Below are 14,049 nucleotides of genomic sequence, written 5' to 3' on the forward strand. Positions count from 1 at the left end.
TCTACCTTTACGCTTTCATATTTGTGTTTTTAAACAATAATTCATGTCCCTTTAGAATCTCTGTAATTTTTACACCAAAAGAGTCATCAACAACAACGACATCACCTTTGGCCACGGCTTGGCCATTTACATAAATATCAATTTGATCACCAGCCATTTTATCCAAAACAATTAATGTACCTTTTGTAAAACCTAAAATATCCTTTACAGACTTTTTCGTCCTTCCAATTTCAACGGATACCTGTAATGGAACTTGCATAATTAAATCTAGATTGGATTTTTCCTCTACATTCAAATTTACTAAGTCTCCAGCCTGATTTTCCTTAGAGATATATTTCATATCAATTATTTTCGGTTCCTGCTGCATCATAGGCTGTTGCTGCATCATAGGCTGTTGCTGCATCATAGGCTGTTGTTGCATCATAGGCTGTTGCTGCATCATAGGCTGCTGTTGCATCATAGGCTGCTGCTGCATCATAGGCTGCTGCTGCATCATAGGCTGCTGCTGCATTGCAGGCTGTTGCTGCATTGCGGGCTGTTGCTGCATTGCGGGCTGTTGCTGCATCGGCTGTGCCATAGAATCCGTATTTGATGTCGCTGACATCTGTTCCATCATACGTTCAATCTCTTCCTGTGACATTGTTTTTGAAGATGATGGTTCCGGTTCCGGAGTAACGGAATCAGATCCTCCTGTCATTTGCGCCATCATTTCTTCAATTTCTTGTTGTGACATTGTACGTGTTCCATGTTGTGGTATATCTTCATTAGACTCTGTTTCTTGAGTCATCTGCATTCCTACCGGCTGAATTAAATTTACTTCACCATTTTCATTCACATCACTTAATCCAAAGGAGGAAACCAAATGTTTGGCAAGTTGAACCTCCATTAAAGTCATAAACTCACTATGCAAGCATCCTTCAATGTCTAATTTAAAAGAAACCACTACCATTGGTTGCTCTGGTTCAAAATATTTCTTCTTAAAATCCATAGATTCTTCGACTTCAAAAGAAACCGGAGTAGAAATATTAATTACCTCTCCTAAAAACTCTGCTAAAGCGGTTGCAGAAGCACCCATCATCTGATTCATGACTTCGCAGACTGCACTCATACTCAATTCATCCAGTTCAAATTCTTCATCCGAAATTTCTGTATGCATGAGCAGCTCTAATATATTTTTTACATCGGTTCGCTTTAAAAGCATAATGTTGTTTCCGGATAAACCTTCTACATATGTAATTTCAACAGCAATTGCAGGTTCTAAAGATGTAAACTCAAATTCGTCTATGTCTAACACCCTAACTTTAGGAGTCGTGATATCGACACGTCGCTCTAACATATCTGAAACAGCAGTAGCGGAAGAACCTAAGCTAATATTTAGAATCTCACCAATCGCATCTATTTCCATTTCATTGAATAATTTAGCATTTTTTTCACTCATAAACATTTCCTCCGACGACCTAGTTTTTCACTATAGTTCCATTCAGCTTTACTGCCATATTATCCTTGTAGACACCCAATTTACCTTTAAACCAAGGCTCTTCTTCCACGCATACATAAACATCCGAGTCTTTTGGTACATGTAAATTCAGTACGTCATTCACCTTAAGCTGATACAAGTCTTCCAAACTAATTAGGGCTTCCCCTAATAATGCTTTGATATCTAATGCAGAATCCTCTACACTTCTAGCCAACGAAATACGTTCTAGCTCTTCTTGTTGCTCTTTTCTCTTATTAATTGTTTTTGATTTTTCGAAAGCTTCAAAAACATGATTTAAAATGTTGCCAGGTAAACAGATATTGATTTTCCCTTCTGTATCCTTTAATTTAATTGTTAAAATAACAATGACAACGATTTCGTCCATTCCTACTACTTGAACAAGTCTCGGGTTGGTTTCCAACCGGCGAAATTGAAATTCAATATCCAAATAATTCTGCCATACGTCACTCATTAAAGGAGAGATATGCTTTATAACACTTTCATACAACACCAATTCAATGTCTGTATATCCGTCATTTTCATCTTCTGCATCCGAATCACCTGTACCACCAAGCATTCGGTCAATGATTGCATAAATAATGGATTTAGATATTTCTACCATTATTGGTTCTTCATCATCCACATCTCTTCCAGTTATTTTCCCATCGATAAAAGCAACTATATCATCTTCACCTAGTGCATTGTTAAACTCATAATAACGCTGTTCTTCAATATCGACTAATTCCACCTCACAACTTAAGCGTAGCATGCTTGTCAGGTGTGAAGCAATGACTCTAGCATAGCTTTCATATACACTATTTACTAATTTCAAGCGATCCTTTGTAAATTTTTTCGGTGTATGAAAATCGTACTTTCGAACCTTGGGCTCAGAAGTACTGCTAGTCATAGATTGCTTGTCAAATCCTTCTGTTTGTACGGCATTTAATAAGGCATCTATCTGGCTTTGTGTTAAAACATCACCCATACTGCTCTCCTCTTTATTGTGATTGTTTTTCTGTATTAATTAATGGCTGTCCTACCGACTCTCCTTGCTCTCCCGGACCTGCCGTCACATTTTCATGCTCATCTATTTGTCTATATACTTCTTCTAAAGTAACACTGACTTTATTACTTTGTGTAATTAGAATTTCTACTCTTCTGTTTTTTGCACGGTCTTCTTCTCTAACAAAAGGTGCAATGGGATAATGTTGTCCATAACCAATGGAAATCAGCTTTTTAGGATCAATTACATTCTTTTCCTGAATAAACACTAAAACAGTTGTCGCACGATCAGAGGATAAAAATCGATCGCCGATTATCGGATTAGGTTTTTTGGGATCTGCTTGATTCGTATGCCCCAAAATACGCATTTCATTAATTTGATCTTGAATTGGCTGAATACCAGAGGCAAGAAAAGTTATTACATCTTTTCCTCTTTGTTTTAAAACCGAACTGTCACCATCAAAAAAAACATCGTTTCGAAAGACAATAAATGTATACCCATCCCCCTGATGAACTTCGACATCACCAGACAATTTATTTTCTATTATATATTCCTGCATCTGATAATACAAGTCTTGAAATTCTGTAACATCCGTCATTAGACCCTTTCCTCCTGAATCAAGAGGATCATTGCCTTCACTTTCCGTTAAATCCGTAACAATTTGTGATACTTCCTTTGCCTTCGGATTCAATGCCTTCACTAAGATAGACCATTTTGCAGAATCAACACTGGATACAGAAAAAAGCAACACAAAGAAACACAATAATAACGTTACCATATCACTGTATGTATTCATCCATGCATTCTTATCAACCGGTTTCTTGGGTTTTTTTTGCATTTCTGGTGTCACCTCCAAATATAATTTCTATGTATCTCAATTCATTTATTTTTTCTTTTTCTCTTTTTTCGGTTTTTTCTTTTTCTTACCGCCATCATCCTCATCGCCGCCTCCGGAAAGACTTATTTTATCCTTTTCTGATAAGAATGACATCAACTTTTCGCGAATAAATTTCGGATTTTCTCCCGATTGAATGGATAAAATGCCCTCAATAATGATTTGCTTACACAATAGCTCGCGCTCATGTCGAACCTGTAATTTGTTAGCAACTGGAGTAAAGAAAACATTAGCCAACAAAGAACCATAAAAGGTTGTGATTAATGCAACAGCCATACCACTTGTCAAACTATCCGTACCATTCTCAGCATTCAAATCCAATCCGGCAAGCATATTAATTAACCCAATTAATGTTCCTATCATTCCAAAAGCAGGCGCCAATGCTGCACCTTTTTCATAAATAGAAACTGCCTCCTCATGGCGTGTACTCATATATCCCAAGTCGCCTTCCAGCATTGCCCTTACCTTGTCCGCATCAATCGCGTCAACAATCAATAGCAAACTGGACTTTAAAAATGGATCTTCTTGCTCGTTTGCATGTTCTTCCAATGCAAGCAATCCATTTTTTCTCGCGATTTCAGCGCATCCTACAATCGCATCAATATAATCAATCGGATTGTGTTTATCCTTTGTTATAATAATCTTTAAATGTTTTGGAATTGCTTTTAATGAAGATATTGAAAAAGATGCAAAAATAGCTGCAAAGGTACCACCGATTACAATAAGCGCACTCTGAGGATCTGCAAAATTAATTAAAGAGCCAACGTTAATGCCTGTTTTTTCAACTATAATACCGCTTATAACTAGCAATATACAACTGATAATCCCGATTATACTAGTAAAATCCATTGATACCCTTTGCTCCTTCCACGTACCCTAAAATATTAGGTTATTCTTGATTTTTTACTACAGTGATGTTTGCTGCATCTATAATTTTGGCATTATATTGAATGATTTTATCAATGATTTCTTCCGCGCTTTCTCTTACAACAAAAAATTCTCGATTCATCAAAACTATTTTTGCCTCCGGAATTAATTCAATCATTTGAATTTGATTGGAATTAACAATGAACTCTTCATTGTTAAGCTTTGTGAGTTTAATCATTTTGCTATCCTTTCTTTTTTAGAAGACAGGGCAGAAGATACCCTGTCTTAAGAAATAATTTATCGCTTTAAATTAACGAGTTCTTCAAGCATCTGATCAGTCACTGTAATGATTCTTGTATTTGCTTGAAAACCTCTTTGTGTCGTAATCATATCGGTAAATTCTTGAGAAAGGTCTACATTTGACATTTCCAACTTTCCGGATTCTAATGTACCGGTAGCACCTTCGCCCGGTACTTCAGCTGAAATAATACCCGTATTTTCCTTTGCTTTAAAATAAGAATTATTTGTTGATTCCAGTGCATTTGGATTCGGTACATTTGCAACAGTAATTCTTCCCACAATAACAACTTGCTTCTTATCATTAATTCCGGAAACAGTACCGTCAGCTCCAATACTAACTGAATTTAACTTCATGCTGGCAGCATATCCATCCGTACCAAGATTTGTCGGATCGCCGGTTGTTTCATCGTATTCAACCATTGTATAATTACCGTCTCCATCCAATAATGGACTGCCATCCTTATTCATAACAATCTGAGGAATTTGCAAAGCTTCTAATGTCTTCTTTGGATCACCGCCACCTGCATCTGGTTTTATATAGTCTGGATCCGTACCAATCTCTGCATAGTTTTTAAATCCATACACGTGATTGCGATTGCCATCTACCAAATTACCGTTACCATCAAAATAAAAAATACCAACTCTGGTCATATTTAAAGCAGTAAGATTATTTCCATCCGTTTTACTTGTGGTATCATAACCTGCTTTATTATATTCTCCTACAAGAAAATATCCATTACCGGAGATCATGACATCCGTAGCAATATCTGTAGCTGCAATTCCCCCAGTGGAATGTGCCACGTCAATGGAACCAATTTGAGAACCATACCCAATCTGTGAAGGATTTCCACCTCCATATAATTCTCCCGGTGCACTCGAACCTTTCAATGTAGCATAAAATTGATCTTTAAAAGTAGCCCTTGCTTTTTTATATCCATAAGTGTTTACATTGGCAATATTGTTTCCTATTACATCCATTTTTGTTTGGTGTGCACGTAGACCTGCTACTGCAGCAAACATTGATCTAACCATTTGGTCTCCTTTCATTTGCCGTATGAATCAAATCAATCGGATTTGACTCCATAACCTCCAAAATGGTCCAGCTATATAATTACGGCACTATCAATATTTGTAAATACATTTTCCTTTAGTTCACTTCCAGCCATTGTTGTTATCACCATATTATTGGGGATGTTTACAATAAACGCATTCTTTGCATCAAAAATCACCACATCCTTGGCACCCTTATCTCTTGCTTTTGAAACGGCGCTATTTAAGTCTTTTAATAACGCATCAGTGATTTCAATACCACGTTGATTCACACGTTCTTTTGCATGCTTTGAGAATTGTAAGCTTTCATTTTTATTTAATTGTTCCTTTAGTATGGTTTCAAAGCTTGCACCACCAGAATTTCTGCGCAGCACTTCATTAATCTTAGCTGTATTTTGTTCGACACGTGTGATTCGATTGTATTCGTTTATCCCATTCATTTGTCATCACCATTTGTTGATTCACCATTGCCATCTGTGTTAGTTGATTCGCCATTGTCTTCAGGATCTGTCGATTCATCAATGGTTGGCAGTTCACCAACAACCATTATCTGATTTAAATCAAATGCCTTATCGCCAATGTAAATAATCGGTTTTCCTTCAAATAGACTAACGCCCGTTACATTACCTTCAACTTTTTGCAAGGCTCCATTTTCATCCAAAGACGCTGCTGTTACCTTTTTTCCAATTAAGGATGCAGCATAAGCAGTGTTATTGGTTTCTGAAAGGGTAGTCATCGCTTGCAATCCTGAAAACTGTGCCATCTGTGCAATAAAATCAGTATCTGACATCGGGTTCATCATATCTTGGTTCTTTAATTGCGCTACTAAAAGCGTAATAAAATCGGAAAGGCCCAAATCAGAATTTCCTAACTTACTATTCTTAGTTTCAGCTGGACTGATCGTTCTATTTTTATAAGCACTGTCTAACTGACTAATTGAATCAATCGAAGCCATAGTTCATATCCTCCCTTCCTAATAATCCCAGTTTCAACTGCTGTAGAAATTGTTCAGCATTAACAGGATCGTCTTTTTGCGGCTGCTGTCTTTGCTCTTCTTGGCGGCTGTTCTGCCCTCTTCCATCAAAATCTTGTTGATTTCTATATGCTTCCTCTTTTACAGTTACAATCGTATCTGAACCTGTTTGCTGCTCAATAATATGACGGATGTTTTCTGATTGTCCCATCAATAACTCCTGTGTTTTTGGATTGGAACAATTTAAGACAACAGAGGCTTTACCGGATTCAAAAGTTAATTTAATTTGAATGCTTCCTAATTCTTTTGGATTTAGCTGAACTTCAAATATATTTTTACCGTTTGAGGCATGATGCAATATCTTTTCTGCAATGTCTTTGCCAAATAAATTAGAGTCTGCATTGATTGTACTTTCGCCGACTTTAATATTGATCTTGGAATAATCTAAAGATTCTTGTTTGCGTCCACTTATTTCACTTAACATTTCTGCTTTATTTTCTTCCTGCAATGCATCTTTTTGAGTGTTTATCATCAACTCAGCGCTGTTTTTTATATTGCCATTTTTTGAAGGCTTGATTTCAGATGGCTTACTTATAAAGCTTTGATTCAGCGTTTCATTGAACTGTGACAACGTTGTTTCCGTTTTTATTGGTTGATTTAATCCGGTTGGCTCTAAGATGTTTTTCATTTCAAACGGAATTTCTATTCCTTCTTGTATGTTTGCTGTAAATAATGCATTACCTTTTCCTAATAAATTCTGAATTGTCCCCAGATTATCAGTAGGCATCAATATTTCTTCGGCTGTAAAAGGAGATTCCAATTTTATAGCACCCTGTTCATTAAAAAGCGATATCAATTCCTCATTGTTTTGGAATAGACCAGAAAGCTGATTATTTTGATTTATATCAAATAACGGTTCATTATTCGCATTTAAAACAAACATAGTCATAGCCACCTGTTCATTTACTAAATCTGCTTCAGTAAGAGCTCTTTCATCCTGTTTATCAAAAGCTTTTTGTGTCGGCTTCGGTTCTTTTTTTAAATCAGAAGAAATTCTCTTTTGAACAGAAGACCCTTCAAAGGCAAGAGACAAAGATTGATCAAATTGAGAATTTTTTTCGCTTCCCTTTGTTTTGATATCCGACTTTGCTTTTGGTTTATAAGGCTGAATTTGTGTTAGGTTGCTTGCTGCGTACATTTTTTCACCTCCTTTCCATATTTAATTATTATTTAACTGAAAGGATTACCCTTCATGTTAATAATCTTATGCTTTCTCACGATACATTTTATTCGATATCATTTCATCGATACGAAGCTCTTCTTCCTTTTGTTCTAATTTTTTGTATTCCAACCAACGTCTCTCCTTTAATTTATCAAAGGAAGCAGCTTCTTTTTTTACTTCCAAAACTTGTTCTTTCTTTTCTGATTCTTCCTTTTTTAACTTCTCCAACAAAGAAAACTGTTCTTTTATTCTATTTTGCATAATTCTTAAATATTGCTTATATTGACGTATTTCGAGTGTACTAATGCCTTTTGCATTTTTTTCTCTTAATTCATTATTATAAGACTGGTACTGCTGCTCCATCTCTTGAATTATCTTTTCTTGGTGCTGTATCTTTGCCAAAAGAACAGCATGCTCCATTCGTAAGCCATCTAAAATTTGTTCCTTATATTTTTTAACATTCTCTAATGAAAATTGGAATTTTTTCATTATCCACTCACCTTACTTTTAATCTTATCGAATGATAGCTTGCATTTGATTTAATATTTCATCATATTGAAAAGAGAGATCAATTTCTTGCTTTAGAAAAGTATTGATTGCATCCATCTTAGAAACTGCTTCATCTAATTTAGGATTATTTCCTGGTTTATAAGCACCAATTGCAATCATATCCTCATTCTGCTGGTAAGTACTCATAAGATCACGCATCTTAGATGCAATTTGTTTATGTTCCTGTGATACAATGGAATCCATAAGTCTTGAAATGCTGCTGCTCACATCGATAGCCGGAAAATGGTTCTTATGAGCTAATTTTCTAGAAAGAACAATGTGCCCGTCTACAATACCGCGAACCGTATCAGAAATTGGTTCATTGGTATCATCGCCTTCTACTAAAACGGTATAAATACCCGTAATCGATCCCTCTTCAAAATTACCGCTTCGTTCCAATAATTTGGGAAGCTCACTATAAATAGAGGGAGTATAACCTCTTGCAACCGGTGGTTCGCCGACTGCTAGTCCAACTTCTCGATGAGCCATAGCAAATCGAGTCAGTGAATCCATCATTAATAATACATCTTTTCCTTGGTTTTTGAAATATTCCGCTATCGTAGTCGCTACCATTGGGCATTTCATTCGTAGCATTGCAGGTTGGTCTGAAGTTGCTACAATTACAATGGAACGTTTCAATCCTTCTTCGCCTAGGTCCTTTTGAAGAAACTCTCGAACTTCTCTACCTCGCTCTCCAACTAAAGCAATGACATTAATATCCGCTTTGCCATTCCTTGCAATCATACCCATTAGAGTACTTTTTCCAACACCACTTCCTGCAAAAATACCAATTCTTTGCCCTTTTCCAATAGTTGTAAGTCCATCAATTGCTTTCAATCCAAAATCTAAACGCTGCGATATCGTCGGTCGTGACAATGGATTAATGTATTTATTTACAACAGTGTACTTTTCTCCTTTTGGAAAATCTTGCATGTCATCAATCGGATTTGCAAGTGCATCAATCACACGGCCTTGCAAGAAATCACCAACAGGTATTTGTAATTTTTGATAAGTATTCCTTACATAATTTCCAACAGCAATACCACTTAGCTCAGCATATGGCATCAAAAGAATTTTTTCATCCTTAAAACCAACTACTTCAGCCATAACTTCATGCTTTCCATCATCACTGATCATACAAATATCACCGACTCCGGCTTTACTTCCGGAAGCTTCAATTGTCATACCAATTACATTTTCAATTTTACCGATACGGCTGACCGTTTCTGCTTTCTTTATTAAGTTGGTCATTTCCTGAAAAAACAAAATCGATCCTCCTAAACTACTACGTCTCTATCAGTGTTCGAATATTTTGGAGCTGCGTCTGTGCGCTCGCATCAATGATTTGATCAGGAAATTCTACATAACAAGTTCCCGATGGTGCATCTTCAATTACAACAATTTTTACTCGCTCTGCAACATGCTTTAGCGCTGATTCCAAATCCACGCCTACCTCCTGCATTCTTTTTGCATCTTCTGCTGAAATTCGAACCTTTGCCCACTGATAAGATCCACTCGTTTCTAATGCAAAAAGAATCATACGTTCAATGACTTCTGCGCTGGATTTTAAACTTACATTTATAACCTTTTCTGCAATTGTCAATACCATTTCTTTCATTTGTTTTAGATATTGGATTTGCATTTCTTTCTTCTTTTCTTCAATCTGCATACTTGCAGTGTACATACTTTCTAGAAACGAAGAATACTCTTGGCTTAATTGATTTTTATATTCGTCTTCTACCTTTTTAATAGCTTCATTTTTCCCTATATCATATCCTGCCTGATAACCCTGAGTTTTTGCTTCTTCCTGCAACTCTACAGCTCTCTGACGCCCAGCATTCATGACCTCACTTGCATCCATAGCTGCTTTTCTCATGATTTCATCTGCTTCTTGTCTTGCCTGTTCTATGATTTCCTGTGGAACATTCATCGATGCTTCCTCCAGCCAAGCTTTCATATCTGATTGCTCATCTATTTTCTCTGTATTTACTAGGACTTCTGTTTCCTCTACCCCTAAAGTACCTTTGTCTGATTCCTCTTCCTTGAAATCAGGCTCATCGCACTGCTTATGTTCAATTGGAGTTTCCTCTTCTGTTTCGTCGTTCCCAAAATACTGAAAGAATTTATATTCTTCGACTTTCAGTTTTTACACCCCCTCGTATTTATGATTTGCATTCATACAATGAACCATTAAGCAATGATTTCATCTTTACCACCCTTGGAAACAACAATTTCTCCTTCTTCTTCCAAACGGCGAATAACAGCTACAATGCGCTGCTGTGCTTCTTCTACGTCTCTAACCCTTACATTGTATGTGTATTCCAAATCGGATCGGACAGTCTCTGCCATACGAGAGGACATATTTGCAAAAATAACATCGGACACTTCTCTTGTTGCACCTTTAAGCGCATAAACCAAATCGTGAGAATCCACCTCGTGAAGACATTTTTGAATAGCCATACTGTCCAATACAACAATATCTTCAAATACAAACATCTTCTTACGAATTTCATCGGCAAGTTTTGCATCCTTTTTGCCCAATTCATCGAAAATATATTTTTCATTACCACGATCCATATGATTCATTACATCTGCAATATAATCTACGCCACCAATTTGCGCGAAATCGGTAGATAAAACAGAAGCAAACTTTTTTTCCATTACGCTCTCTACCAGTTTAATATTATCTGGCGAAGCACTGTCCATGTTTGCAATACACTCGACCACTTTTAATCGTTTTCTTTTTGGCAGTTCTGCGATTACGTCCGCTGCCTGATCAGATCTTGCATAAGATAAAATAAGTGCAATCGTTTGTGGCCTTTCGTGCTGTATAATTGCAATTAAGTTTTTACTATCTGTCTTACGAATAAATTCGAATGAACGAACCTTTAATGTCTTTGTTACTCGCTCAAGCAGAAAAGTCGCTGTTTGAGAACCAAATGCTTTCTCTAAAATCGTTCTGGCATATTCCAAACCGCCATCCGTAATTACTTTTTGAGTTAAGCATAATTTATAAAAATCATCTAAGGCACTCTCTGTCTGTTCAGAAGATAAGTTGCGAAGCCTAGCCACTTCAACCGTAAGCTGCTCCAACTCATCTTCACTTAAATGTTTATAAATTTTCGATGCTTTGTCTGCTCCTAAAGCTATAATTACGGCAGCAGCCTTCTGCCCCGGCGTTAACTCAGTCGGCATTTCCATCGCCTCCCTTTAGCCAAGTTTTAATAAGCTGTGCTGAAATCTCTGGATTTTTATCAGCAAACTCTCGAATTTCTCCTTTTAATTCCTGCTCTCTGGATTGTTTCAACTCATCCAATTTAACCAGTTCATCAAACGGATTATCTTCACTATTCTCTTCTGCCAAAGCTGCTGCTTCTGCAGCTTTTTTCGCCTTTATTTTCCTTAATATAACTAAGGCTATCAATCCAGCAATTATAAGAAATGCAAGAATTCCAATAACAATTGGCACTATTTTACTTTCCTCCAAAGTACTAAGGAAACCGCTTGCAGGGATAGCTTCTTCATTGAAGCTACCTTTAAAGACAGCAACCTTTTCATCAGCCATATCTGTACTGATTCCCGCTGTATTAGCAACTAAGCGTTTTATCTCAGCCAATTCCGTTTTGGTCAACTGTTTCCCATTGATTACAACAGATACCGTTAAGTCTGATACAACTCCAGAGTCGCTTTGAATCTGTTCTTTCATTCTGCTTACTAAATAATCAAAAGATTTATCATCTTTGTAATATATCTCATTTCCGTCTGTTGTAATATTAGGATAGACCGGAACTTGAGCATTACTGTCTGTCCCTACAACACCGGCAGAAGCCGTACCTTCTCCGATAATTTCCACATTATTGTCTTCTTTAGAAATAATGCCTTTATTATCATCTGTGCTTGGCAGATAGGTAATGATTTCTTTTATTTTTTTATCGACATCCATCGTACATTTTGCTGTAACACGAACAGAATCTTCACCAAAAAGTGCCGTTAAGAGATGCAGAACATCACTCCGTACAATATTCTCCATCTCACGTTCCAAAGCCAATCTTAGTTTTGCCGAGCCTGTCTGTGATAGATCTTCAAGAGACGTAAGATCCCTGCCTGTGCTGTCCGTAATCAAAACCTGCTCTGGCTTCATATTCGGGATACTTTTAGCGACTAATCTTTGAATGCCCTGTACTTGCTCATTGTCTAAAGTATCACCCCGAGTAATAATGACTACGCTTGCACTCGGTTCCACTTTTTCTTTTTCCAGAACATATTTCTGATCCTGTCCAACTGCGATGGTTACGACTGCATCACTAACACCATCAAACAAGCCAATGGTAGCTGCTAGACGATCCTGCAGCTCATAAATTTTATATGTATTTTTTTCAAAGTCTGTCGCCATCATATCTACGTTTGTAGAAAACGTATTATAGGTTAATCCACTTTTTGGATAACCCTCCATAACCAGCTTTGCCCTTAACTCGTCCACTTGATTTTTGGGTACAGAAATATTCCCATCACTATCATATTTTGCAGTAACATCCAAATCTTGTAAGGCAGCTACAATCTCAGATGCTTCCTGTTGATTGACTCCCGTAAACATGGTATCATACGGTTTTGAATTTAACAGAATTGCACATATTATTGCAAACAGAAAAATTGCAACAGCTCCGCCTATAACAATATAACGGTTTCTATTGCTTAACTTATTATTAATTTCTTTTATTTGTTCAATTATTTTATCAAATCTCTCACGCAAAAGCCATTCCCCATTCGTTCTTTATATTTTTATAAGTTAATTCGCATTAATTCCGAATAGGCATCCAGCGCTTTGTTTCGCATCTCCACCAACAGCCGAACGGAAAGGTATGCTTTTGTCGAATTAATTCCTAAGGTGTGTAAGTCATCCACATTCCCCAGCGCTAAAGCTTCGGTATCCATTGCTACTTGATTTTCTGAATCTTTTACATTATTAACTGCATTTTCAAAAATTGATTTAAAAGGGGTACTGCTTGACACCGCATCTTTTTGAATTTCTGAATCTTGTATGGAACGAATTCCATCTAACGGTTGCATGGGTGTAATAAACATTTTTCTCCTCCATCCCAATTACTTTCAAGTATCTCGCACATTACAATCGGTATTAATATTTATTTCCCAACCTCTAAGGCTTTTGTTGCCATAAGTTTAATTGCATTAATCGCTGTTATATTTGCTTCATAAGACCGTGAAGCACTCATTGCATCCACAGTTTCCTGTAATAAATTTACATTTGGTAAATTTACATAACCCATTTCATCAGCATCTGGGTGAGTTGGATCATAAACTGTTTTAAAAGGCGATTGATCCTCAATAATCTCACTCACTCGAACGCCTCCTGCTCCTTCTCCGAATGCAGGACGTTTTCCTAAAGCTCGATTAAGCAAAGATTTAAAATCTCCTTCTTCAATCGCTTCAAAAGCAACCGTCTTTCGTCGATAAGGTCCTCCAGCTTCCGTCCTCGTCGTATCCATATTAGTCAAATTCTCTGAAATAATGCTCATTCGAAGTCGTTGTGCAGTTAAAGCTGAACCATTAATATTTAAGCTACTTAAAAATGCCATCTTTCACCAATCCTTTACGAAAAAATATAAAATTAAGTATAAAAACAATACAAATTACGACTAATATTAAATATTTATTAATTATTATTAATATATTTTACATTTTTCAACTAAAATTT

General features: G+C 36.6%; 16 protein-coding genes. All 16 read right to left on the reverse strand.

What is annotated here, in order from left to right; all coding sequences use genetic code 11:
• Window positions 1-7: 7 nt before the first annotated feature.
• The gene (gene fliY, locus I2490_RS10435) at window positions 8-1,438 is read right to left on the reverse strand and encodes a flagellar motor switch phosphatase FliY (RefSeq protein WP_206459627.1); all 1,431 of its coding nucleotides are present in this window, start codon (window positions 1,436-1,438) and stop codon (window positions 8-10) included.
• Between the two features lie 19 nt (window positions 1,439-1,457).
• On the reverse strand, window positions 1,458-2,462 hold the full coding sequence (fliM, locus tag I2490_RS10440) for a flagellar motor switch protein FliM (RefSeq protein WP_206459628.1): 1,005 nt from the start codon (window positions 2,460-2,462) through the stop codon (window positions 1,458-1,460).
• Between the two features lie 13 nt (window positions 2,463-2,475).
• Window positions 2,476-3,318: an OmpA/MotB family protein gene (locus I2490_RS10445; RefSeq protein WP_206459629.1), complete on the reverse strand. Its 843-nt coding sequence runs from the start codon at window positions 3,316-3,318 to the stop codon at window positions 2,476-2,478.
• A 45-nt stretch (window positions 3,319-3,363) separates the two neighbouring features.
• Entirely contained in the window at window positions 3,364-4,224 is an 861-nt protein-coding gene (locus tag I2490_RS10450) for a motility protein A (protein ID WP_206459630.1), read from the reverse strand.
• Between the two features lie 40 nt (window positions 4,225-4,264).
• Window positions 4,265-4,480 (reverse strand): flagellar FlbD family protein, encoded by a 216-nt coding sequence (locus I2490_RS10455; protein ID WP_206459631.1) that lies wholly within the window; start codon window positions 4,478-4,480, stop codon window positions 4,265-4,267.
• 59 nt (window positions 4,481-4,539) lie between these two features.
• Window positions 4,540-5,574, reverse strand: coding sequence for a flagellar hook-basal body complex protein (locus I2490_RS10460; protein ID WP_206459632.1), 1,035 nt, complete (start codon window positions 5,572-5,574; stop codon window positions 4,540-4,542).
• A 71-nt stretch (window positions 5,575-5,645) separates the two neighbouring features.
• The gene (locus tag I2490_RS10465; protein ID WP_206459633.1) at window positions 5,646-6,032 is read right to left on the reverse strand and encodes a TIGR02530 family flagellar biosynthesis protein; all 387 of its coding nucleotides are present in this window, start codon (window positions 6,030-6,032) and stop codon (window positions 5,646-5,648) included.
• Entirely contained in the window at window positions 6,029-6,547 is a 519-nt protein-coding gene (locus tag I2490_RS10470) for a flagellar hook capping FlgD N-terminal domain-containing protein (protein ID WP_206459634.1), read from the reverse strand. The genes I2490_RS10465 and I2490_RS10470 overlap by 4 nt, the downstream gene beginning before the upstream one ends.
• Window positions 6,534-7,763 carry a flagellar hook-length control protein FliK gene (locus tag I2490_RS10475; RefSeq protein WP_206459635.1) on the reverse strand — a complete coding sequence of 410 codons (1,230 nt, stop codon included), beginning with the start codon at window positions 7,761-7,763 and terminating at the stop codon, window positions 6,534-6,536. The genes I2490_RS10470 and I2490_RS10475 overlap by 14 nt, the downstream gene beginning before the upstream one ends.
• Window positions 7,764-7,829: 66 nt before the next feature.
• A complete protein-coding gene (gene fliJ, locus I2490_RS10480; protein ID WP_206459636.1) occupies window positions 7,830-8,276 on the reverse strand; it encodes a flagellar export protein FliJ in 447 nt (148 codons plus the stop codon).
• Window positions 8,277-8,300: 24 nt separating this feature from the next.
• Window positions 8,301-9,602, reverse strand: coding sequence for a flagellar protein export ATPase FliI (gene fliI / locus I2490_RS10485; RefSeq protein ID WP_330634620.1), 1,302 nt, complete (start codon window positions 9,600-9,602; stop codon window positions 8,301-8,303).
• A gap of 19 nt (window positions 9,603-9,621) precedes the next feature.
• Window positions 9,622-10,293 (reverse strand): FliH/SctL family protein, encoded by a 672-nt coding sequence (locus I2490_RS10490; protein ID WP_206459637.1) that lies wholly within the window; start codon window positions 10,291-10,293, stop codon window positions 9,622-9,624.
• Window positions 10,294-10,526: 233 nt separating this feature from the next.
• Entirely contained in the window at window positions 10,527-11,531 is a 1,005-nt protein-coding gene (gene fliG / locus I2490_RS10495) for a flagellar motor switch protein FliG (protein WP_206459638.1), read from the reverse strand.
• Window positions 11,521-13,086 carry a flagellar basal-body MS-ring/collar protein FliF gene (gene fliF, locus I2490_RS10500; RefSeq protein WP_206459639.1) on the reverse strand — a complete coding sequence of 522 codons (1,566 nt, stop codon included), beginning with the start codon at window positions 13,084-13,086 and terminating at the stop codon, window positions 11,521-11,523. Before fliF ends, fliG begins: the two co-directional genes overlap by 11 nt.
• Before the next feature lie 29 nt (window positions 13,087-13,115).
• The gene (fliE, locus tag I2490_RS10505) at window positions 13,116-13,418 is read right to left on the reverse strand and encodes a flagellar hook-basal body complex protein FliE (protein ID WP_206459640.1); all 303 of its coding nucleotides are present in this window, start codon (window positions 13,416-13,418) and stop codon (window positions 13,116-13,118) included.
• A 59-nt stretch (window positions 13,419-13,477) separates the two neighbouring features.
• Complete coding sequence (flgC, locus tag I2490_RS10510) at window positions 13,478-13,930, reverse strand: flagellar basal body rod protein FlgC (RefSeq protein WP_206459641.1); 453 nt, start codon at window positions 13,928-13,930, stop codon at window positions 13,478-13,480.
• Between the last annotated feature and the right edge of the window lie 119 nt (window positions 13,931-14,049).

The sequence above is a fragment of the Anaerovorax sp. IOR16 genome (assembly GCF_017168145.1).
Lineage (GTDB): Bacteria > Bacillota > Clostridia > Peptostreptococcales > Anaerovoracaceae > IOR16.

What these genes read in the sequence shown, in the direction of transcription:
- I2490_RS10460 (WP_206459632.1), bottom strand. Translation starts at nt 5,574, where the DNA reads ATGGTTAGATCAATGTTTGCTGCAGTAGCAGGTCTACGTGCACACCAA.
- I2490_RS10465 (WP_206459633.1), bottom strand. Translation starts at nt 6,032, where the DNA reads ATGAATGGGATAAACGAATACAATCGAATCACACGTGTCGAACAAAAT.
- I2490_RS10455 (WP_206459631.1), bottom strand. Translation starts at nt 4,480, where the DNA reads ATGATTAAACTCACAAAGCTTAACAATGAAGAGTTCATTGTTAATTCC.
- I2490_RS10475 (WP_206459635.1), bottom strand. Translation starts at nt 7,763, where the DNA reads ATGTACGCAGCAAGCAACCTAACACAAATTCAGCCTTATAAACCAAAA.
- fliM (WP_206459628.1), bottom strand. Translation starts at nt 2,462, where the DNA reads ATGGGTGATGTTTTAACACAAAGCCAGATAGATGCCTTATTAAATGCC.
- I2490_RS10470 (WP_206459634.1), bottom strand. Translation starts at nt 6,547, where the DNA reads ATGGCTTCGATTGATTCAATTAGTCAGTTAGACAGTGCTTATAAAAAT.
- fliJ (WP_206459636.1), bottom strand. Translation starts at nt 8,276, where the DNA reads ATGAAAAAATTCCAATTTTCATTAGAGAATGTTAAAAAATATAAGGAA.
- I2490_RS10490 (WP_206459637.1), bottom strand. Translation starts at nt 10,293, where the DNA reads ATGAAAGCTTGGCTGGAGGAAGCATCGATGAATGTTCCACAGGAAATC.
- fliG (WP_206459638.1), bottom strand. Translation starts at nt 11,531, where the DNA reads ATGCCGACTGAGTTAACGCCGGGGCAGAAGGCTGCTGCCGTAATTATA.
- I2490_RS10450 (WP_206459630.1), bottom strand. Translation starts at nt 4,224, where the DNA reads ATGGATTTTACTAGTATAATCGGGATTATCAGTTGTATATTGCTAGTT.
- fliY (WP_206459627.1), bottom strand. Translation starts at nt 1,438, where the DNA reads ATGAGTGAAAAAAATGCTAAATTATTCAATGAAATGGAAATAGATGCG.
- I2490_RS10445 (WP_206459629.1), bottom strand. Translation starts at nt 3,318, where the DNA reads ATGCAAAAAAAACCCAAGAAACCGGTTGATAAGAATGCATGGATGAAT.
- flgC (WP_206459641.1), bottom strand. Translation starts at nt 13,930, where the DNA reads ATGGCATTTTTAAGTAGCTTAAATATTAATGGTTCAGCTTTAACTGCA.
- fliE (WP_206459640.1), bottom strand. Translation starts at nt 13,418, where the DNA reads ATGTTTATTACACCCATGCAACCGTTAGATGGAATTCGTTCCATACAA.